The organism is Rhodococcus sp. IEGM 27 (genome assembly GCF_033142305.1).
Taxonomy (GTDB): Bacteria; Actinomycetota; Actinomycetes; order Mycobacteriales; family Mycobacteriaceae; genus Rhodococcus_F; species Rhodococcus_F oxybenzonivorans.
Genome location: NZ_JAWLSG010000011.1, coordinates 123,452 through 143,091, shown reverse-complemented (window position 1 = coordinate 143,091; position 19,640 = coordinate 123,452). Strand labels below are relative to the sequence as shown.

The 19,640-nt window shown below is 61.6% G+C and carries 18 protein-coding genes; 11 read left to right on the top strand and 7 right to left on the bottom strand.

The features are described 5' to 3' along the window. Nucleotides 1-424: 424 nt before the first annotated feature. Together R4P95_RS28295 and R4P95_RS28290 are read right to left on the bottom strand one after the other, a co-directional pair. Nucleotides 425-1,393: a ParA family protein gene (locus R4P95_RS28295; RefSeq protein ID WP_208964440.1), complete on the bottom strand. Its 969-nt coding sequence runs from the start codon at nt 1,391-1,393 to the stop codon at nt 425-427. Between the two features lie 902 nt (nt 1,394-2,295). Further along, entirely contained in the window at nt 2,296-3,003 is a 708-nt protein-coding gene (locus tag R4P95_RS28290; protein ID WP_317747448.1) for a hypothetical protein, read from the bottom strand. A 781-nt stretch (nt 3,004-3,784) separates the two neighbouring features. On the opposite strand from R4P95_RS28290, the gene R4P95_RS28285 reads away from it, so the two are divergent. Continuing rightward, a complete protein-coding gene (locus tag R4P95_RS28285; RefSeq protein WP_317747447.1) occupies nt 3,785-4,081 on the top strand; it encodes a hypothetical protein in 297 nt (98 codons plus the stop codon). Between the two features lie 12 nt (nt 4,082-4,093). Here the strand turns inward: R4P95_RS28285 and R4P95_RS28280 are convergent, their stop codons facing one another. Continuing rightward, the gene (locus R4P95_RS28280) at nt 4,094-4,315 is read right to left on the bottom strand and encodes a hypothetical protein (RefSeq protein ID WP_317747446.1); all 222 of its coding nucleotides are present in this window, start codon (nt 4,313-4,315) and stop codon (nt 4,094-4,096) included. 7 nt (nt 4,316-4,322) lie between these two features. Beyond that, nucleotides 4,323-4,850 (bottom strand): hypothetical protein, encoded by a 528-nt coding sequence (locus R4P95_RS28275; RefSeq protein WP_317747445.1) that lies wholly within the window; start codon nt 4,848-4,850, stop codon nt 4,323-4,325. Between the two features lie 531 nt (nt 4,851-5,381). On the opposite strand from R4P95_RS28275, the gene R4P95_RS28270 reads away from it, so the two are divergent. The 3 genes from R4P95_RS28270 to R4P95_RS28260 all read left to right on the top strand — a co-directional run bounded on the left by R4P95_RS28270 (nt 5,382) and on the right by R4P95_RS28260 (nt 6,667). Continuing rightward, nucleotides 5,382-5,693 (top strand): hypothetical protein, encoded by a 312-nt coding sequence (locus R4P95_RS28270; RefSeq protein WP_317747443.1) that lies wholly within the window; start codon nt 5,382-5,384, stop codon nt 5,691-5,693. 211 nt (nt 5,694-5,904) lie between these two features. Next, nucleotides 5,905-6,072, top strand: coding sequence for a hypothetical protein (locus R4P95_RS28265; RefSeq protein ID WP_317747442.1), 168 nt, complete (start codon nt 5,905-5,907; stop codon nt 6,070-6,072). A 10-nt stretch (nt 6,073-6,082) separates the two neighbouring features. Then, nucleotides 6,083-6,667 (top strand): Shedu immune nuclease family protein, encoded by a 585-nt coding sequence (locus R4P95_RS28260; RefSeq protein ID WP_317747441.1) that lies wholly within the window; start codon nt 6,083-6,085, stop codon nt 6,665-6,667. A 249-nt stretch (nt 6,668-6,916) separates the two neighbouring features. Here R4P95_RS28260 and R4P95_RS28255 read toward each other — a convergent pair whose 3' ends face one another. Genes R4P95_RS28255 through R4P95_RS28245 form a run of 3 tightly spaced genes read right to left on the bottom strand, consistent with a single transcriptional unit; the run spans nt 6,917 to nt 9,910 of the window. Beyond that, nucleotides 6,917-8,944: a cutinase family protein gene (locus R4P95_RS28255; RefSeq protein ID WP_317747440.1), complete on the bottom strand. Its 2,028-nt coding sequence runs from the start codon at nt 8,942-8,944 to the stop codon at nt 6,917-6,919. Between the two features lie 16 nt (nt 8,945-8,960). Beyond that, the gene (locus R4P95_RS28250; RefSeq protein ID WP_016880439.1) at nt 8,961-9,224 is read right to left on the bottom strand and encodes a hypothetical protein; all 264 of its coding nucleotides are present in this window, start codon (nt 9,222-9,224) and stop codon (nt 8,961-8,963) included. Beyond that, the gene (locus R4P95_RS28245; protein WP_317747439.1) at nt 9,224-9,910 is read right to left on the bottom strand and encodes a sigma-70 family RNA polymerase sigma factor; all 687 of its coding nucleotides are present in this window, start codon (nt 9,908-9,910) and stop codon (nt 9,224-9,226) included. Before R4P95_RS28245 ends, R4P95_RS28250 begins: the two co-directional genes overlap by 1 nt. Before the next feature lie 491 nt (nt 9,911-10,401). Here R4P95_RS28245 and R4P95_RS28240 point away from each other — a divergent pair, with 491 nt between their 5' ends. The 7 genes from R4P95_RS28240 to R4P95_RS28210 all read left to right on the top strand — a co-directional run bounded on the left by R4P95_RS28240 (nt 10,402) and on the right by R4P95_RS28210 (nt 19,430). Then, nucleotides 10,402-10,665, top strand: a complete 264-nt coding sequence (locus tag R4P95_RS28240; RefSeq protein ID WP_317747438.1) for a hypothetical protein — start codon at nt 10,402-10,404, stop codon at nt 10,663-10,665. Next, on the top strand, nt 10,662-11,870 hold the full coding sequence (locus tag R4P95_RS28235) for a conjugal transfer protein (protein WP_317747437.1): 1,209 nt from the start codon (nt 10,662-10,664) through the stop codon (nt 11,868-11,870). Before R4P95_RS28240 ends, R4P95_RS28235 begins: the two co-directional genes overlap by 4 nt. 6 nt (nt 11,871-11,876) lie before the next feature. Further along, nucleotides 11,877-12,227 carry a hypothetical protein gene (locus R4P95_RS28230; RefSeq protein WP_317747436.1) on the top strand — a complete coding sequence of 117 codons (351 nt, stop codon included), beginning with the start codon at nt 11,877-11,879 and terminating at the stop codon, nt 12,225-12,227. 135 nt (nt 12,228-12,362) lie between these two features. Then, nucleotides 12,363-12,983: a hypothetical protein gene (locus tag R4P95_RS28225; protein ID WP_317747434.1), complete on the top strand. Its 621-nt coding sequence runs from the start codon at nt 12,363-12,365 to the stop codon at nt 12,981-12,983. Nucleotides 12,984-12,997: 14 nt separating this feature from the next. Then, nucleotides 12,998-15,508: an ATP-binding protein gene (locus R4P95_RS28220; RefSeq protein WP_317747433.1), complete on the top strand. Its 2,511-nt coding sequence runs from the start codon at nt 12,998-13,000 to the stop codon at nt 15,506-15,508. Beyond that, entirely contained in the window at nt 15,505-17,784 is a 2,280-nt protein-coding gene (locus tag R4P95_RS28215; RefSeq protein ID WP_317747432.1) for a hypothetical protein, read from the top strand. The genes R4P95_RS28220 and R4P95_RS28215 overlap by 4 nt, the downstream gene beginning before the upstream one ends. Further along, on the top strand, nt 17,784-19,430 hold the full coding sequence (locus R4P95_RS28210; protein ID WP_317747431.1) for a M23 family metallopeptidase: 1,647 nt from the start codon (nt 17,784-17,786) through the stop codon (nt 19,428-19,430). The genes R4P95_RS28215 and R4P95_RS28210 overlap by 1 nt, the downstream gene beginning before the upstream one ends. The last annotated feature ends 210 nt before the right edge of the window (nt 19,431-19,640 follow it).

The following is a 19,640-nucleotide window of genomic DNA, read 5'->3' as shown; positions in this document are numbered from 1 at the left end:
TCCAGGTAAGCCGTCACGGTCACCTTCCCAATTTCCGTCGGAGGTTCGACATCATCGTCGGTGACCGGGGTCGGGTCCGGGGCCGGCTCGTAAATGGGAGCCTGCTTCTCGGTGGGTGTGGGTGTGGGTGCGGGTGGTGGGGTTGGTTCTGGCTTACTGACCGGCTCGGAGCGAACGGGCACGGGCACCGTAGTAGTAGGCGCGGGTGATTCGGCCTGAGCTTCTGGCGGCTCCTGCGCTGCAGGCGCTTTCTCGACAGGCCGAGACTTCTCCGCAGCTGGTTCTACCTCGGTGACCGGGGTAGAGCGCCGCGGCTGGGTGGGGCTGCCAGCAGTCGGAAGGAGGCCGGCCAAACCTTCCGCTCGGTTACCTTTCGGAGCGAAAGCACTGGCAAGGCTCTTGCGACGGGGAGTGCTGGTTTCGGTCATGCCGAAGCCACCTCCTCGCTGATGGTCGACAGGCGCACGAGGATTTCGCGTGTCAGTTCTGCGTAGTCCTCGGCCAATCCGGACGCATTGCGCGAAAGTATCTGATCCGTCGGTTTGGCGCCCTTCTTCAAAGCGGCGAAACGTGCGACTTTGGCGACTTCGGTCTGCTGTTCCAGCTCATGGACCAACAAGCCCTCCCGGCGGGCATCATAGGCAGTAGCTTCCATCGTCCGGATCCGGGATTCGAAGATCGGGGCGGCATCCCCGATCATCTCGTTGACGGATTGACGGATCTTCGCCGTGAGCTTGGTTGAACGCGAGCCCACACCGAACAAGCAAATACCTGCCAACTGCAGCCGCGGGTTGACAGCCGGCAGATTACGGTCTGGATCACCATCCCGTGTCGCCGAGAACTGGCCGGCAATAGTTTCCAACCCGTCGAGGCTTGCGTCGTCAGCCCTGACCGGGATGACCACAGCCTGGACGACCTCCATCAGTGCCTCCATGATGGTCAAATCACCGGGCGGGGTATCGAAGATGATCACGTCATAGTTGTGCGCAACCTGTAGGAGCATGGCGCGAACGAGCTGTCCGAGCCGCTTACCACCCTGACGCTGCTGCCGGGAAACCATGACGGCCGCCAGGTCGAACATCGCGGGACCACCCGGTACCACGTCGAGATTCTCGCGGCCCCCGACATTGTGGACGATCGGAGGCGCGGACCCTTGCAGGAGCGCAGTGAACAGTTCAGATCCGTCTCGCTTGTCGTAGCCCAGATCGCGGCACAGGTTCCCCTGGGGGTCGAAGTCACCGATCAGAACTCGGTATCCGGCGGCGGCAAGGAGTCCGCCGCAGTTGGCGGCACAGCTTGTCTTTCCCACTCCCCCCTTGCCGTTGAAGAATCCGAACGACACCGGCAGTTCCTGCTGCTCCGCAGTTGAGGTCTCGACGACATGCATGGACATGGCAGTTCTCCCATTGGACTTTGGTTGTGACGAGTGGTTCCCCAGTGAAGCTAGCAGGATTCCTGGACAACTTGCTGTATGCCACGCGGGGTGAACCGTAGGTAAATCTGCGTGAGCAAACGCGTGAGATGCGACGGGGTCAACCGTATGAGGTAAAGCGGGTTGTCAAGCGTGGTTTTAAGCGTGATGACCGGCGTGCGTACAGGCAAGGCTGCCAGTGTGAAAACAAGCGCGGGAACAGGCATGGCATACGGCGTGAGAACAAGCGTGAGAACAGGCCTATAGGCAGGTGGGAAAACACGCGGATCTAACTGCAGCTAGCAACGCGTGTATGCATGCGTGTGAATGCGCTTGGCGACAAGCGTGAAACACGACGGGACGTAATACGGTAGGTAATGCGTGTGAAGCTGCATGAATAGCTACGGGACCTTATACGTGAAGCACAACGTGAAGACACGCATGATGTCATGCAGGATGCGAAGCAGGACAACCTACGTGGAAGTAGGCGGGATTAACCGCGATGGATTGCACATGGCTGCATGCCAGTAATCACGCGTGTTGGAGTAAGTGATCAGACACTGGGAGGCGATGCCGGTACGTGCGCGTGAACTTGACCCTGTCGTCAATGCGGGCAACACCACTGGTTGTAAGACGTGAGCAGTTCCGTGCGCTGCTGCTGGTTTGAGCGCGAGGGGGTGAACTGAATCAGATGCGTGATGGGGTGCCGCAGTTCGGTGCTAGGCACAGTGCGTGAGAGCACGCTGGTGCCCGAGCGGAAGACTCTGCGGATCGAACGTCGAGTGCGGCACAGGGCAAATGCCCCGTTGGGATGGGTCTATGCGCGTGAACGTATGGGGAAGCCTTTGCGTGAACACATGCGTGAAGTGGTGCAGACTTGCGCTCTACCTGTACTGATGCGGTGTTCTGCGGGGATCGCCGACGACGCCGCGCTGGCTTCTCTGGAGGTCTACCCGATGACTGAGGCCCGCCACAGTGAAGACGCCGATCGCATCGGCAATGTCCTGAGCTCGACGATGTCCGTCGAGCTCGACAACGAGGTCGATCAAGGTGTCCTCGAGAATGTTCTCGGCGGCCGTGTACAGGTCCCAGAGCTGCTTGAGCTCCCAGGCCCGGATCAAAGGGTTCGAGAAGTAGAGGCCGTCGACAATCCGTTGAACACGATCCACCTGGGTGTTTGTTCTATCTGCAGGGCTCGACCAGGTCGCGAAGTGAGAGCTGGCCGAACAGTCGTCGACTGTCGAGTCCAGTTCGATGGCGACAGCGACCCAGGAAGTTGGGCAGATGGACCGACGCGCCTGCCTTGCAGCCTCTCCGAACGCGCGTTGGCAGACTGCGGCGTACTCAGTGGCAGCACGCCGGCATAGATTCAGCTCGCGCAGATCCATCAGTGAGGTGAAGTCCTGGCGCCCGTGGGTGAATTCTGTAGCCGCGAGGAGCGCCTCACTGCCACTCCATTGAAAGCGAGACTGTCTGTATTGATCGCGGTGCCAGCGCAGATCTTCGATCCACGGACGGCCAAGCTCGAGGCCCTCACCGTTTGGCACCGTCATACCAACATGATGACATCGGGCGATGGGTGTGTCATCCATAGTTATGCAATCGTCCCAAACGTTTTTAAGGCGTAGCTCAAACGCACATCACATAGATACCGAGCATGAAGTCAAAGCATCTAGGCAGGCATGCAACTAGTGCTACAAATCTCTCCCTAGATCGTCCAACGAGCGTCCCAGCTCCATCCCAGATTCGACTATCAATACAAGTTGATTTGATTGCAGCTCACCCTAAACCGCTAGCAGAGCCAATGAAAAACAAATCTGGGACGATTATGGTACGAGTTTGGGACGCTGTTGATGTCGATTGCACAGCGCCAGTCGATACCGCTCATGTGAAGTTGCGCTACGCTCTTCGGCGTATGTCATTGTTGGTCTATGTTCTTCTTACAACGTCACGTTTAACGTTGAAAGCGCGCCCTTCATGCAACTGTTTGTCGTATGCACTGTTGGTCGAAGTAGTCCAGGGCGGGCTGTATAAAGCACATCAAGATCATTTGGGTTCGAGCGAGCGCGCCTCGCTCCCTGTTCAGCATCGGAGTACATCGTCGTGACGCAGGAACATGGTCAACCTCGAGCCACCGGGGGACACCGTCCGTTAGCTTCGACCTTTCGGTCACCGGCTGCTCGATCGGTCGAACACGTCGCATCCCAGTTCATTGAGGGTGGGGAGGATTCGGGAGTTGACGAGCCGTCTCGAGAAGCGCCACCCGAACGAGGGCCCGTGGTGACGGATCCGGACAGCGGAGGGAAGTCGTCCAGCGTTCGAGTGCCGGCAAAGTGCCACGCGAAACTCGAGCAGCTTCGCGAGCAGACAGGAATGACCAACGGTCAGATCTTCATTGTCGCGATCGAGGCGACGCACGACAGTCTGCCCGAGTTGTTGTATCCCGGTGGCCGAATCGGGGGAGGGCTCTTCGCACCCCGAGGTATTCGCGCCAAAACGTCACGTGACGATGCCGAGACGCAAGTGACATACCGCCTGTTCAAGGCGGACTTCGATGTCATCGATCAACTTGTTATCGATCTTGCCGCGAAGTCGCGGTCGCATCTGATCACAGCGGCCCTGACGGGGTACTTCTTCGGGGACGACGAACGCACACAGGCGGCAAAGTAGCGCCGACGAGCCCTACTTCTTGTTCGCGACTACCCAGAGCGCAAGGACAATCATCGGCGCAACAGCGACGGGGACGGCGAGAAGTGAGTGGACGGTCGTCCCGGTTGCGGCGGCACCATCGATCGCACTGACGAGAAGGGCCGCAAGAACCCACAACCCTGCAATATGACGGCCGCGAAGGCGCCGGAAGATTCCGAGGATTCGCGGTGGGATCTGGAGATCGCGTCGGAGCATCTGGCTTTCAGTTCGTCATCGGGTCGACACTGGCAGTCCGACCCCCAGCTGCGAAATGTTCGAGCGCGTCGAAGCAAGCGGCGGCCGCCTTTGCCATCTGAGCGGCGCTGTGGCGGGCGTTCCTGACCGAAACGCCCCAGAGGTTGCACGTCTGTTTGGCAGTGGGTGTGTGAGTCGGTGGTATCCCTAGGGCGCCAGCTGTCAATTGCCGGATATCAGCGCTCTGATACCAGGTGGGGGAGAGGTTGACCTCGGCGAACAGTCGGGTGAGCAATTGCGCGTGCTCGTCGGGGTGGAATCCGCCGGCGATGTGCCCCTCCATGCTCCTCGCGAGAGTCCGGAGACCGAGTACCGCAGTTGCGTCCTCTGTGAGCTCGCTGTGACTCGGAGAGGTGATGTTCCAGTACCTTCCGGTGCTCGTGTCGATGGCAGCGATGTTCCCTACCTGGGGAATACCGTCACCGCCTACTGACGTCGTCACGTGTACGACGAACAGATCGCGACCACGGTATTCGAACTGTGAAGGGGGAGCCATGGCGTGCAGGGTAGGTGCGGGCTTGGACTGCTTCGTTCTCGATGAGTGTCCTGCCCACCGGGGCCCAGAGGGGTCTGTGCCCGACTAGCCCGTCGTCTTCGTCCGATTAGTGGGAAAGTCCGCAAGAACTGCTTGGACGAACGCCTCGTATTGAGTCTCGGCGAATCGAGCGAAACGAGAAGTTAGGGCGACTCCGTCGTATCGTTGTCCATCGATCTCGATCGAGGTGGTCGGCTGATCGCTGCCGACGATTGAGTACTCCGAAATCGGTCGATGGGTGACGATGTCACGCGTCCGCTTTAGAAGGCTCCGAGCCGCCGATCCAGTGACTTCCGCGCGCCAGCATTCCTGTTCGGCGTGCAGCAGAACACCATGGCTCTTAGCATCACGCAGGTGATCAAAATCTGATTCCCTGCCCCCGTGGGCGTCGTATTGGCCAGACTTTCGCAGCCGATAGGCCGCTGCGGCACAGAGGTCCAGACATGTCATCGCTGTACGTGAGGCGTAGTCGACCGGCGCCATGACAATGAGGTGGACGGATTCTTCGTCCCGCTCGATCCTCCCGACGACGACCCAAGTGCTGCTGACGGGACGCGGATACTCACCTTCTCGGGTGACAGTTCGGAGCTGCGTATCTTCCCTATCTACACGTTTCCGGACAACGAGAAGTATCTCGAGCCGAAGTATCCGCAGATTCACACGTTGACGATGAGCGTGCCGGATATGGACGTCGGCGTTCTTGATTCAGGGAGCTTCTTCTCGATTGGCTGCCGAGCGGTTTCGTCACGGACTACAAATTTGGTCTGGGGCTGGTCAAGGACTGCAATCGCCTCGTGCGACTGATCGAGAAGCACACCGAGTGCGACGAAATCTACTTCATGGGAAGAACGAACGTCGCGGTGGCCGGAAAGCAGCTGCTACTCGGCCGGGGGCGCTTCGAGGCGATTCTTCAGAGATCCGGCGAATCAACAGCCGCGGTTACGACGGTGCTGCGCGCGTCAAAGATGCATTCGTTCATAACGAACTGGCCGCTACCCTCAGCCTGGAGCCGGCGGTGTACAGCCTCGGCCGCCACCCGGTGTCGCAGGTGCTGACGAAGGCCGCTGATGGCGTCAAGGAACTGACCGAGCAAGAGCAGGACGCGCTGATCGACACCTTCGCATCCGAGTCCGCTGCACTGGCGCGGACACGGCCGGAGGCGGTTTCTGAAGCTCCACCGTGACGTCGAGCTCGTGAACCTTGATCGACTCATTCAGTCCTACGACGATGCCCTGGCTAGGGGCAAGAAGGAGGGGTTCTGGCAGAACTTCTTCGATAACAACGCCTTTGCACTCCAGCAGGTGTTCGGCACGCCAATGGTCAGTTTTCAGTCGAGTGCCTCTGTCAGTGGTGTCGGATTCGCCGGTAGTGGCGGCAAGGTTGCCGACTACCTCCTCATGAACCCACTGACCAATAATGTTGCGCTGGTGGAGATCAAGAAGCCGTCGACGTCACTGCTCAGCACTAAGGAGTATCGAGGGGGTGTGTACGGTCCGTCCAATGATTTCGGCGGCGCCGTGACGCAGGTGATGGATCAGGCGTATCAACTGATGACTTCCTTCGCGGGCCTGAAACTGGCTTCGCGGGCGGATCTGGAGGCATACGCGGTGTCGTGCTTCGTCGTTATCGGGCGAACTCCATCCTCGGATGACGAGCAAGAGTCGTTCGAGATGTACCGAGCAAACTCACGGAACGTGAAGATTGTGACGTACGACGAGATCCTGGAACAGCTCAAGCTGCTGCGTGAATTCCTTCTCCCGGAAGACAGCGAGCGCTAGCGGCGAGGGACCCCGAGACGCCGAGAACGGCGGACCCCCGAGGCGGGACGGTATCGAGTGATCGTCTGTCTGTCTCGGAATCGATTCGAATGAGAGACGACTCGAACTAGCGCATATCCCTGTACTTCACGACTGATCCCATGCGTTTGACCGGACGAGGCGGGACGCAGCGACGCAGTGTCGGGGTGGTCGGCCATTGTTCTCTCGACGTATATCGGACGACCGCCGTTTCGATAATGAACGACCGACTTAGGCCACGGCCTTAGCGATCGGATCGCGGAAGTGGTTGGTCATGTCCTGTATGGCCGTTGTGCCTGATGAATCGACGACGAACTCCCCGTAGTTCTGGTGAGTTCCAGAACCGATGAATGAGGCGAACTTGAGCCCTTCTGAACCGATCTGGGAGAGGGCGTCTGCACCGTCAGAGCCTGCCAATGCGGTGAGGCTCGAGGCGAGCCCTCCAAGGTCCCCAGCCTGTGACCGCTGGGTGATCTGCTGTCCGGTCCTCATGGACGCAGACACTGAACCGAGCTTGGACGCGTCGGTCCTCTGGCCACCGTTAAGTGTGGCCAACGCGATCTTCGCGAAGTCGAGGATGTGAGGGAGTGTGCCGAGGCCGGCTCCGATGATGTCGCCGGTCTCGATGGCGTGCCAGAGCTGCTTTTGGAGTTCGCCGGCGGTGTTGGCCAGACCGATGATGTCGAGGTTCCCGACGAGGCTGACGATCATCGAGATGATTTGTGCGGCGCCGGATGGGTCGGGAATCATCGCGATCAGGGCCGCCGCTGTCTTGTAGTCGAGTCCGGCGGCGAGCTTGATGAGTGGCTCGAATAGGAGGTTGATGCGGTCGAACTCGGCGTGGACTGCCTTGACCTTGGCCATTGGATCGAGACCCGGATCGAGAACAATGTGCGGGATCCGGTTGAACAAGATATCGAGGACTGCAGGGATGTTGTTGGCGAGGTCGAATGCGTTCGTCCCGATGTGCGTGACCTGGTTGATGAGAACGCTCGGCTTGATGATCGAGAGTGCGTCCGCCGCGAGTGACAGACCATCAGCCGGAGTGGTGGCCATGGGCGAGACCTGAGTGGACAAGGTGTCCACCGATGTCTGCAGCTGCTGCACCTGATCTGGCGTGGAGGCATTCTGAACCGTCCGCGCGATGGTGTCCGCGGCCTGAAATGCACTCCTCAGGTCGATGCCTTTGACCTTGTCGACGATCTGGCCGGCGGCGTATGCGGGAGTCGAAGCGTCCGCGGTCATGAGCGTCTGTTCCACGGCCGGATTCTGGGTAACCCAGCTGGTCGTATCGGCCACCGGAACAAGGGTGTTGGCTACATCTGTCGCCGCCGATTCCATGCTCTCAAGGTCCGGAGCGCCGGACTGCAGCTGCTGCTGCAGGGTCTCGATGTTGCCGGCCAATCCCGGAAGATTGACCTTCGAGTAGTCGGACACCAAGGCGTTCTGCAGACCCGCGGTGGTGGGCTGAGGTCTATCGCTCTGCTGCGGACCGGAAGCAGTCGGAGGCTGGGCAAGCACTCGACCAAGTCCTGCGAGCAATCCATCCTTGCCGGCGTTGGTCGAGCAGTAGAGGTCGTCGGGGGCGCAGTACGAACGCGTGACTGCAGCTGTCTTTCCGAACCCGCCCGGCCTGGCCCCCGCGATCCCGGCACCGTCGACGGGAGGACCGACGAGAGTGTTGTCGCCATTCGAACTCTGCCGTGGGTCGGCAACAAGACCGACAGCGATCAACTTCTCTGCCGGGATTGGACCTTTGTCGTGTCCGATCAACCATGCCAAGTCGCCGGCCACGTCCGCACCCTGGCTGTAGCCGCCGAGTGCGAACACAGTGTTCGGGCATTGCGTTGCACGAGTCTGCATCACGCGCGCGCCGGCTCCGATGCCAGTTGCCTTACTGGCGCCATAGGTCTTGCCCTTGTTGAAGGCGGACGCTTCGTACGCCGGATAGGTGATCTTGATGGAGCTACCGAACAGCTGGGAAAGAGGATCGGTGACCTGCTTGAGCAGACCCTTCGCGACGTCAGGATTAGCGGTCGAGTCCGTTTCGAACGTTCCCGGCATCATCACCACTTCCACTGCCGGGCAGCCCGAGGATGCCGGTGCCGCCCCGGCCTGACTTGGCGACACAACCGCGATGAGCGAGGCGAGGAGTGCAGCGAGCAGGGAGGCGACGAGCAGGGAGGCGACGAGCAGGGCAACCCGGCCGCTGTAGTTGGCGCGACCGTCCTTAGATGTTGGTGCGTGGAGGTTCGTCATGAGTGTTCTCTCTTCGTCAGCGATACAGCGCCGGCACGAGGACCCGACCGCTGTCGATATGAGTGGTGATGTCGCGGGGGAGAAAGTCAGCGACAGTGAGAGCGACTCTGCTCATCACATGCGAGGACTCGGCGAGCAGTCCGGGACGAGCGATTGTGGGGTGGGTGAGTGCAGCATCGAATCCTCGCGTCGCTTCGAGGAGCAAGGACGTTTCGGTCAGAAGAAACGCCGCCGCGATGAAGACCATGACGGTGAACAGAGGCGCGAGACTACGCGTCATCAGATCGCCGCAGTAGTCGTTGCAGCCCGACGACGACCACGTGCAAACCGGGGTCGAGGAGTCGGCTGGTTGGAGGCGACGACACTTTTACGAATGCGTATGACCGCGCGGTAGAGCCGCTGGCGAAGCGCCGCCGGAGTCATTCCAATCTCCGCGGCAATCACAGCCAGGTCGCAATCGGTCTGCTCAAGGTATGCCCGCTGAATCAGGGTGCGATCGAGGTCGTTGATGACCTTCTTTTCGACCGCCCAGGAGAGCAGCGCCGGAGCAGAGATGTCCGCTTCCGGCTCGTTCTCAGCACTGTCGGACTCGTCCATGACATCGGAGGCGGGGATCTCCTGGGCGAAGGTTTCCTCGCGCGTGATCTTCTTCAGCGTATGCAGGAAGAGCGCCGCGTAGACGTTCTCACCGGAGGGCCTGTAGGTGGCGATAAGTGACATGAACGTGGCCACAGTGGAGGCCGCTCTCTCATCGCACGCGTGATACCGATCGTGTCCACTGACCCGTGCGTGGCGCGTCAGGGAGATGAGCTTGCCGAGCATCAGCTGCAGTAGCGCTCGCCCGGCAAGGGAGCTTCCTTCCTGATGCAGTGTCAGCAGCGCCAGAAGCACACCATCACGATCTCGGCGGTGCGCCGCGGCGACATCGTTGAGATCCGCGACCTCACGGAGCGCGTCCTGGCTCACCGACCACGTCAAGACTTCGGCGGCGGCTGCGCGGCGAGCGCAGAGGTACATCCACTCGGTGTTCAAGCGGCTGTACAGATTGCTCTGCGCGGTGCTGCGAACCGGCGTTGCCGATGAAGCTGTGGTGGCGGTGGGTGCGTGGGTGGACGTTTCCACGATCGGTCTCCTCTGGGGCGCGGGCGAGGTGGTCTCGCGCCCAGTTCAGCAACCGGATATTGCCTCTGACCTGCGTGTTTGTTGTTGCCGGAGGCGTTGTCGTTATTGCCAGGGCGTTGTTGCCGTGAAGGTTCCGGCTGTGCGGCGGTGGGCCGGGAGTGCCCCTCACGTGCGCTCTTTCGGCTGAGGCAATAACCCCTTGGTGACTGCAGAAAAAACTTCAAGAAAGTTTCGCGAGCGATGTCACTCAAGCCCCGGACCCGGATCTTCCTCCAAGTAGAAGCCCACTTTTTCTGTGCGGCGCTCTTCCACACCCCAGTCGCCAGGAGGACCGGATGCACGAGCTCGACAACTCGCTGCAAGCCCAGCTGCACGATCTCGGCTACGTGCACGCCGTCACCGAAGAGATCCGCCGAGTCGCGGCAGCCCTGGCGGTGAACCCTCTCGATGAAGAGGCGAGCACTTCGCTGTGGCTGTTGGTGTTCGTCGAAGCGCCAGCCGCGCGCGCCACGCTGTCGCGGGCGTCCGCATTCGACATCGCGGATTCCGTCCCCGATTGCAGAACGTCCGACCCGACGACAGAAGCCGGCATCCGATGAAAATCGACCTCGCGAAAATCAACAGCTTCGGCCGCAGCCCCAAGAGCAAGACCGATCCCGCATCTGAAAATGTCGTCGACTCCGTTGTTGACGAAGCCGAGGAGTTGGCGCGCGCGGAGCGTGCACAGTGGGGCCTTCGGCAGGTGTGGACCACCCGACTTCTCAAGGCAGGAATCCTCGCCGCACTTGGCGCCGGAATAGTTGCGCTGATCCTCGTCGTCTTCGGATCCTCGCCCACCCCGAGCCTCACCGACAATGCCACCGAAGGCACCGCGGACGTCGACACAATCGGTCAAGCGAAAGCCGAAGATCTTGCTCGGCAGTTCGTCGTTGCCTGGCTCCAGGCATCGCGTGGGAATGGGCAAGAACTCGATCATTTCGTCTCGGGAAGCCCCAGCCTTCCGACCGCGCCGTTGTTTGCCGCGACTGATCCGGCCGTCGCGTCGATCGACTACGAGCAGAAGTCACTGACATACGCGGTGACGGTCTCGGTGTCAGTTCGAGCCGCCTCGGACGCGAATGCGGCCACAGTTCGTCGCTACTTTCAGGTGCCGGTTGTGGTCACCGAAGCGGGCGTCAGGGCCGCCGCACTCCCCGCCGAAGTAGCTGCCCCTTCAACGTCGATCGACGTCAAACTCGGCTACAAGTTTCGGGTCGCCAACCATCCCATCGCCACGTCCGCTCACGAGTTCCTGTCCGCGATGTTGACCGGCAACGGGGAAGTAGCCCGCTATCTCACGCCGGGGGTTTCGATCGCACCGATTGTTCCGGCGCCGTATCGCAGCGTGGCAATCACCGATGTCTATTCGTCGGAAGACCTGAGTGCTGCCAGTGCATCGGCACCGCTGCCTGACGGTGATGTGGTGCGCCTCCTGGTGACGGCAGCGCAGAAAGTCACCGAGGTCGATTCGGTCAGTGGGCAGTACGCGCTGACGATGACCTCCCGCGGTGGTCGGTGGGAGATCAGCGCAATTGACGCAACGCCGTTGTACCCGCCGGCGGCACCCCGAACACCATCCTCGTCAACGACCGCACCGAGCTCGACCACACCAAGTGCGAGTGCCCCGGAGCCGGCTTCATCTGATTCAGGTCGGGTTCCCGCATCGTCTGAATCAGGGCAGACGCCCGCACTTTCAGTGCCGTCTGCCGGCGACGTGCCGTTGTTTTCCCCGTCAGGAACCGATCCTCATTCATCCGGAAGGTAACCCATCATGTCCATTGCGCTCGCAGCCACCGATTCCAACAACGCGGTACTTGCCGTAGGGCTTTTCGACAAGGCGCAGGAGTTCACCAGCGATGGCAAGTTGCTTCTCCAGTCGGCCGCCGGCTGCCTCGTTTTGTTCTTCCTTCTCAAGAATCTGATGGCCTCATTCACAGTTGCCCGGCTCATCACATCAGCGCTCATCGGTGGTGCAGCACTGTGGGTCGTCTTCAACATGGACGTCCTGAAGGACTCGACAGGTGAGGAGTTGGAGAGCGCTCCCGCCGCGGTGCACCTCGTGGCCGAGCCGAGCGCCGGCTTAGACCTTCCGGTGTGGTCTCCGCTCGTTCGCACCGGCTGAGAGACGCCTTGTCGGCAATGACCTCATTGCGCGACCGACCTCTACAAGGAGGGCTCCAATGTTCGATGTAGCTAGCACTGTGGATGCGGGTTCGCGGCTTCGCCGGCATGAAGTCACGAGTGGGACGGTGCTGCGATGAGCGACGATGGCACCACCGGGGAAGTCATCAAGAACTTCACCCGCGCTCGCAAGGTGCCGCAGCTGATCGGGCGTACACCTGACGGAAAGAAGCTGCCGTTCGGTCCCTATACCGTTCCGCAGGCCGTCAGCGGCGCAATCGTCGGTGGGCTCCTGTGGCTCCTGCATCCACTGTGGCTTCGGGACAGCATTTCCTGGAACGTCGGTTTCTTCGCCTTCTGGTCACTGGGCACCGTCTTTGTCGTCGGCAAACTCCGGTTTGCCGGCCGGAGCCCCGCCTCAGTGGCACAGGGAATCTGCGCCGCAACCTTCGCGCCGGCCGGTGCCAAGATTCAGATCAACGGCCGCCGGGTGACCATCCGGCCACCCCACCTCGTGCGTCCGAGTGGCTACATCACTGCCGACCCCACGGCCGCCGAACTCAGCGCCACGGTCGTCCCGCAGGCAGTGCACATCGCCACCGCTGAGGTCACTGAAACCGCATCGGCGGAACCTGTCGCACCACGACCGCAGACCTCCGCTCCGGTGCTCCCACCGGCAAGCGGGCCCACCCATCGCGCCTCCCGATCGAGCGTCAAGGAACTCCTCGCTCTGGCTGCTGCAGGCACCTCCGAGTAGAAAGCACCGCCACTATGGAACAGCAGACACTGTCAATGGCCGCGAATATCCGGTGGACGAAGTCTGGCGTTGTCTGGGCGGACTATGTGCTCACGGGCATCGACTACGGTTACCGCCCCGACGTGGACAAGCGCACTGCTCGTACCCTGCACACGATGCTCGTCCGCGCCCTGCCGGGCGAGTCACTGTTGATGGGCATCGCAGCATCGTTGAGCGCCGAAGCCATCGTTTCCCGAATGACCGAAGGCGTCGATCTCGATGCACACCCGGACTGGGCAACCGAATGCGAAGCGACTCTCGACTCGATCGAGCTATACCGCCCGGGGCAGCGGATCTACTGGCTGAGCATTCCGCTGACCACACCCAAGGTCGTCGATCAGGTCAAGGTCGCGGCTCATTCGGCCTGGACCACACTCGCCGACTACATCGGGCTGCCGCGGACCGCAATTGACGATGACGAGATCCGGGCCCGTGTCCGGCAGGCCAACCGGATCATGGCCGACATCCCCGGTGTCTTCGATGCGCAACCGGCCACTCCCGCTCAGATGGTGTGGCTGTGGCAGCACGCGATGACGCGCGGACTGCAGGCCGACCCTGACCTGCCGGACGCAGCCGTGACGCCAGGAGCAAAGTCAGGTGCAGCCCTGTCCGCATGCCGGATCGACGAGGGCGCCCAATCGGATCGAGAGAAGGCTTCGGGTTGGCGAGGCAAGGTCCCGACGTTCAGTCGGGTCCTGAAAGTCGACCAGCCGTACGAATTCGTCGACCACCCTGCCTCCTACCAAGTGCTCCTCGCGCTCGCTGACACCCCCGCCGGTGGCGTCTATTTCCCCGGCTCGGAGTTCTTCACCCTCGCTGACGACTTCGGCGATATCGATGTCGATTTCGCCGTACGGCTCAAGGTCACCGCCGGTTTCGATGTCATGCGAGCGAACAAGCGCGCGCTTGAGAACCTGAAGGAGCAGTACGAACAGCGGGAAGGAGAGTTGGCCGGCGGCCAAGGTGTTCTCGACCTCGCTGCCGCCGCGTTGACCGAATACACCTCGTTGCTCGAGACGAACCGCGATGAGGTCGAGGTTTCCTGGACGGCGTTGTTCGCGGTAGGAGCTGATTCCGAGGAGCGTGCACTCGCTGATGCGAAGGCATTGGTGAAAGCGTTCGAACAGCAGGAATACAAGGTGGTCGCGCCGGTCGGCTACCAGGAAGACCTGTGGTGGGCGATGTTGCCTGGCGTTCCCACATCGAAGATCGTCCGCGAGTTCGCTCAAATCACAACGTCGACGCATTTCGCGGCGTACATGCCGTTCATTCGCAACGATCTCGGCGATGGCAGCGGTCCGCTGTTGGCACTGAACATCACCACTTCTCGGATCGGTGTGGTTCACCACGACGTCGCCGGAAAGTCCCTGCGCGACCAGTCCGGATCCTTCGCGGTCACCGGTGAGCTCGGATCGGGCAAGTCGGTCACCATGAAGGTGATCGCCGGCCAGGTCGTCGACTGCGGGGGGCAGGTCATCGGTATCGACCAAAGCGATCTCGGCGAGTACGCCAACTGGGCCCGCGCCGTCACCGAGGCAGTCGTGGTCGACCTCGTCGAACCCGAATACAGCATGGATCCACTGAGGATCTTCGAGGCCGGGGTCGCAGCAGAAATGGCTCAGTCCGTGTTGCTGACACTGCTCCGGATCCAGCCTTCCTCAGACCTGGGAATCGCATTGGCGAAGGTGCTCGAGCCCGTATACCGCGCAGAGCACCCCTACCAGGGTTTGGGCGATCTGACCGAACACCTCCTGTCCGGTGCTTGCCCGATCGCCCACGCCCAAGATCTCGGCGAAGCGATGAACGTCTACGCCCGCCGCACCTACGCGGCGGCACTGTTCGGTAAAGATCTACCCCCGCTGCCCATTACTGCTCCCGGCATCATTTTCCGCACCCACAAGGTCGACTTGCCGACCCAGCTGCAAACCGAGAAGCAGCACCTCTACGAGAACCTGCCGCTGGAGAAGCGGTTCGGTCACGCGGTGTACACCCTGATTGCGAAGGTCGCCCGCGGACAGTGCTTCGCCGACCCCGACCAGATGGCGTTGTTCCTCGTCGACGAGGCACACCACCTCCTCAACGCCGACGACGGAGTCGACATCGTCGAGGACTTCGTGCTGCAGGGCCGCAAGTCCTCTGCCGCGGTGGGACTCGGCGACCAGGACTGCGCGTTCGGCACCCCGAAACTGCGCGGACTGATCAAGACCCGCATCGCGCACCGTCATACAGACGAAACCCTCGCCAAGCGCGCCATTGAATGGCTTGGCCTCGACCCGGACGACTACGGACTGGTCAAGCAATACATGGAGCAGACAGCTCCGGTAACCGGAAAAGACAAGTACGTCGAACCTCACCGCCGCGGTGAAGGTTACATGCGTGATGGCGGCGGAAACGTCGGTCGTATCAAGACGCTGCTGCCGGCAACCGAGTCTCGCCGAATTGCAGTGTCGACCACTCCGAAGGACAACAAGCTGGTGAAAGCATGACCGCGGCCGCGGCGTCCTCCCGTGAACGGGAGGTGGTCGGCGCCCCCGAACCCCGGGAGTATTTCAGTGTTCGCGCCGCGGCCAAACGCTCACTGCTGTGGCTTGTCACCGCATGGATTCCGCAATCCTGGTTGACCGCACTGATACACCTGACCCGTCCAGTAACCCGCTGGCTGTGGGCACGCTGGTGGAGCCGGCTACTCATCCGTCTCATCGCTGGCTGGCACGCGGCCGGCGCCCTCTTGATGATCGTGGCCACCCCGGCTCTCGCCGATCCCGCCGGCGGCGGCGGTGCGAGCCCGTTCTTCGCCTGGATGAATCTGAAAGATTCGCACGGCATCGACGCGTGGGGCTACTTCCTGTCCATCGACAAAGGCAACGCCTCGGTGGGCGGCGGTTGGCGCATGATCTGGGCGTACATCATCACCCTCGAGTACGAGGTCTTCCGCTTCCTGATGGCAACGGCCATCTGGTTCATCACCTGGGTGCTCTCGTTCGAATGGCTCGAGTTGATCCTCACGCCCGTGCGCACCATCGCCGACTCGGTCACCTCCATCACCGACCAGTTCGCGCTGACCCCGCTGATGCTCACAGTCGCCGGACTCAGCGTTGCCATCTGGATCATCCGCGGCCGATTCTCCACCGGAATCTACGAGCTCCTCATGTCCTGCGTCATCGCGGCCGCGGCCGTGGGGGTTCTCTCGAACCCGGTCGATCGCGTCCTCGGGGACGACGGACTGGTGCTGTCGGCGCGAGATGCAGGCCTGGAAGTCGCCTCAGGGCTCGCGAACGGCGGTGATACCAGCGGAAACCCGCAGACAGAGATCGAAACGATCGAATCGAAACTCATCGATACGTTCATCCGCCAACCAACGCAACTGATCAACTTCGGAGTCGTTCTCGATGCCCCGGAAAACAACGGGAAATGCGTCAAAGAGTTCGACGCCGCGTACCTCGCGAAGCCCAAGGAGCCTGGACTCGCGGACAAAGCGCAGGACGTCGTCTCCGAGATCGCCCCTGGGGCAGGCGTAGCCCTTGACCTGATCAATCCCGACGCGAAACCGGAAGACCGCGTCAAAGATGCCATCGCCACATGTGAGGGGGAGGAGGGGCCGATGAAGGCCTATGCCGACAACCCCGGTCCCGGACAAGCGATGGGCCTGTTTTTCCTGATCTTCGCCGGCGCACTCCTCATGGCCTTCGCGATCTACCTCGCCGGCCGATTGATCATCGCCGCAGGTGTCTCGATCGGCAATGCCATCAAATCGATACCAGGAGTCGTCCTCGCCATCGCACCCTCGATGCGCGGGCAGTTCTGGCGGACCATTGCCAACGTCGCAATGGCGTTGCTGCAGATGATCTTCGCCATCGTCTTCCTCGTCGGATACGTCATGGTCGTCGAGGATCTCTTCGCTGCAGACGAATCGAACCTGATCCGCACGGTGTTCTTCGTCGACATCTTCCTGGTCATCGCACTTCTCCTCTTCCGCCAAGCGGTCAAGGGAATGAAGCGAATGTCGGACAACCTGGCAACAATTCTGGCTAAACGGCCTAACGCCGCACCGACCGCCATTAGTCGCTCAACGCCCACCACAGCGCGCGACATCGCTGCGATGGCCGCCAACGGACGCCACATGTACCAGGGTGGAAAGACCGTGGTAAAGGGGGCAGGAGCACTAGCGAAGAAGTCCGGCACTGCCGCGGCAACGACCGGAAAAGTCGCAGCCGGAGCCACGTCGACCGCAGCAACCGGCGGGGCAGCTGCCGTGCTGGTTGCTGGACGGGTCCTCTCCTCGACGGCGAAGAGAGCGAAGAACAAGGTCGACTCGATCGCCGATCCCGACAGCTACCCGAAGTCCACCTCAGGCACGATCGGTGCCCAGTCCAGTCGTGGAACCGCCGCTACGAACGCTGCTGCCGACGCTGTCCGGAGTCGACTGTCGAAGACGGCGGTGTCGGACAAGGCCGGCATCAAGCACCCCATTGGGGTCGCCCCGTCATTGCCGGTTGCCAACCCTGGCCAGGTCCGCGCCTCGGCCACGACAACAAGTGGTCCTGACGGTCGCCGATTCCGCGAATTCACCACCACATCTGGGGCGCCGGTGATGTTGCCGACTACACCGAGCCGCACCCCGCGACCAGTCAAACCAGCCTCTCCTGAAACAGGGATCCCCAACGGTTCAGGGTCGAAGACTGCTCAGCTGCTCGCTGCCGCCGCGCAGTCCGGATCCGCGCCGGTAGTCAAGCCGAGCGCACTGGCCCACCGAGTTCGCTGATGACGCTCCTCGACACACCACCGTCGACCCCGGACACACAGGAAGGCAGCCCGAAAAGGTGGTGGTGGCTGCTCGCCGGAATACCCGCCTTCGCCATGGTCATCATGATGGCTCCGATACTGGTCATCCTCGCGACGACCGGTAGTGACACGAACTGCGGTCAACCTGTGCCAGACGCCGGCGGCCTCATGGGAATCAAGCCCGGATCCCTCGCGGTCCCGATGGCCGAAGGCACCTACACAATCAGTTCACCCTTCGGTATGCGCGAGACAGGCATGCACGACGGCCAGGACTACGCAGCACCACTGGACACCCCGTTCTACGCCGCCGGTGACGGCGAAGTCATCGCCGCCGAGCCCGCCGCCGGCTACGGACACTGGATTCGGATCCGGCACACCATCGATGGCCAGATCGTCGAATCCCTGTACGGGCACATGCAGGGGGCCGGGGTCCTCGTCCACACCGGAGACAAGGTCACAGCGGGCCAACTGATCGGCAAGGTGGGGAGCGAAGGACAGTCGAGCGGACCGCATCTTCACTTCGGCATCTACCCCGGAGGCTGGTCACTGGGCGGCGGCGTAGATCCCATTGCGTGGCTCAAGCAACAAGGAACCATCTCGTCGAGTGGAGGACCAGCAGAGCTGGTCGCACATACCGATTCCACCGGTGGAGATCTCCCGCCGCTGCCCGCTGACAAAGGCAGCGAAGCGCACATGCAGGTCGACTCGATCCGCGTCATGCGCACAATCGCGGCGGCCTTCCCCGAAGTAAAAACCATCGGCGGATGGCGCCCAACGGACGACGTCGCCCAGGACCACCCCGACGGGCGCGCGGTCGACATCATGATTCCCGACTCCGCGAGCGCCCAAGGGAAGGCGCTCGGCGACAAGATCGCCCGGTACCTCCAACAGAACAAAATGGCCCTCAATGTCGAGTACGTGATCTGGCAACAGCGTTACTGGGATGGCACCGGTGACTGGTCGCTGATGGAGGACCGCCACGGCTACACTGCAAACCACTTCGACCACGTACACGTGACACTCAAGGGCGGCGGGATGCCGACTGGAGACACCAAGTACGGCAGCGCTCCGGGCGGTACGACCGCCGCTGAGCCGTGCCCGCCAGAGATCGGCGATCAGACCAAAGTCGCCCCTGGCAGCATCCCGCCTCAATACACCAACGCAGTCTCGGCTGCTGGGTCTCTGTGCCCAGAGGTGAGCCCGGTTCTGGTTGCCGGCATCGTTCAACAAGAGTCCGGGTTCAACGAAAAGGCGGTCAGCAAGGGCGATGGCGTAAACCAGGGCGGCGCCGAAGGAATTAGTCAGTTCATGCCGGAGACCTGGAAGGCTTTCGGTACGGATTCAGGTCTAGATCGAAGCGGAAAAGCGGAACCACCGAACGCTGCCGACACGTTCAATCCGTACGACGCGATCGCCTCGGAAGGGCGCTATCTCTGCCACATCGCCGACTACCTTCGACCGCATCACGACAGTGGAGCCGTCAAGGGCGACTTCACCGATCTGATCATCGCCGCTTACAACGGCGGGGAGGGTGCCGTCGTCACCTACGGCGGGATTCCGCCATTCGGCCAGACTCAGGCATACGTACCGGCCGTGCGTGAGCACATGAAGAAGTTGGCGGCCTGACACTCGCTCGGACGTGATTGCCACACCGAAGATCGGCGCCCGGCACTAAGGCCGGCCACCCACCGCTCGGTAGTAGTGGAAAGTGCGCACTCGGGCAGGGTGAGGCGAATTCATGCCCGTCCCGGGTGAAGTCCGACCCCTTGGCAATAAGGGGGTAAGCGGTCCCGCCTCGGGACATCAGCGCAGACCTTCAGAGACACGAAAAAACCC

Coding starts and splice junctions, on each gene's coding strand:
- R4P95_RS28230 (WP_317747436.1), top strand. CDS start 11,877: ATGTCCATTGCGCTCGCAGCCACCGATTCCAACAACGCGGTACTTGCC.
- R4P95_RS28290 (WP_317747448.1), bottom strand. CDS start 3,003: ATGGATGACACACCCATCGCCCGATGTCATCATGTTGGTATGACGGTG.
- R4P95_RS28225 (WP_317747434.1), top strand. CDS start 12,363: ATGAGCGACGATGGCACCACCGGGGAAGTCATCAAGAACTTCACCCGC.
- R4P95_RS28275 (WP_317747445.1), bottom strand. CDS start 4,850: ATGGCTCCCCCTTCACAGTTCGAATACCGTGGTCGCGATCTGTTCGTC.
- R4P95_RS28240 (WP_317747438.1), top strand. CDS start 10,402: ATGCACGAGCTCGACAACTCGCTGCAAGCCCAGCTGCACGATCTCGGC.
- R4P95_RS28285 (WP_317747447.1), top strand. CDS start 3,785: ATGACCAACGGTCAGATCTTCATTGTCGCGATCGAGGCGACGCACGAC.
- R4P95_RS28235 (WP_317747437.1), top strand. CDS start 10,662: ATGAAAATCGACCTCGCGAAAATCAACAGCTTCGGCCGCAGCCCCAAG.
- R4P95_RS28255 (WP_317747440.1), bottom strand. CDS start 8,944: ATGACGAACCTCCACGCACCAACATCTAAGGACGGTCGCGCCAACTAC.
- R4P95_RS28210 (WP_317747431.1), top strand. CDS start 17,784: ATGACGCTCCTCGACACACCACCGTCGACCCCGGACACACAGGAAGGC.
- R4P95_RS28250 (WP_016880439.1), bottom strand. CDS start 9,224: ATGACGCGTAGTCTCGCGCCTCTGTTCACCGTCATGGTCTTCATCGCG.
- R4P95_RS28295 (WP_208964440.1), bottom strand. CDS start 1,393: ATGTCCATGCATGTCGTCGAGACCTCAACTGCGGAGCAGCAGGAACTG.
- R4P95_RS28280 (WP_317747446.1), bottom strand. CDS start 4,315: ATGCTCCGACGCGATCTCCAGATCCCACCGCGAATCCTCGGAATCTTC.
- R4P95_RS28215 (WP_317747432.1), top strand. CDS start 15,505: ATGACCGCGGCCGCGGCGTCCTCCCGTGAACGGGAGGTGGTCGGCGCC.
- R4P95_RS28220 (WP_317747433.1), top strand. CDS start 12,998: ATGGAACAGCAGACACTGTCAATGGCCGCGAATATCCGGTGGACGAAG.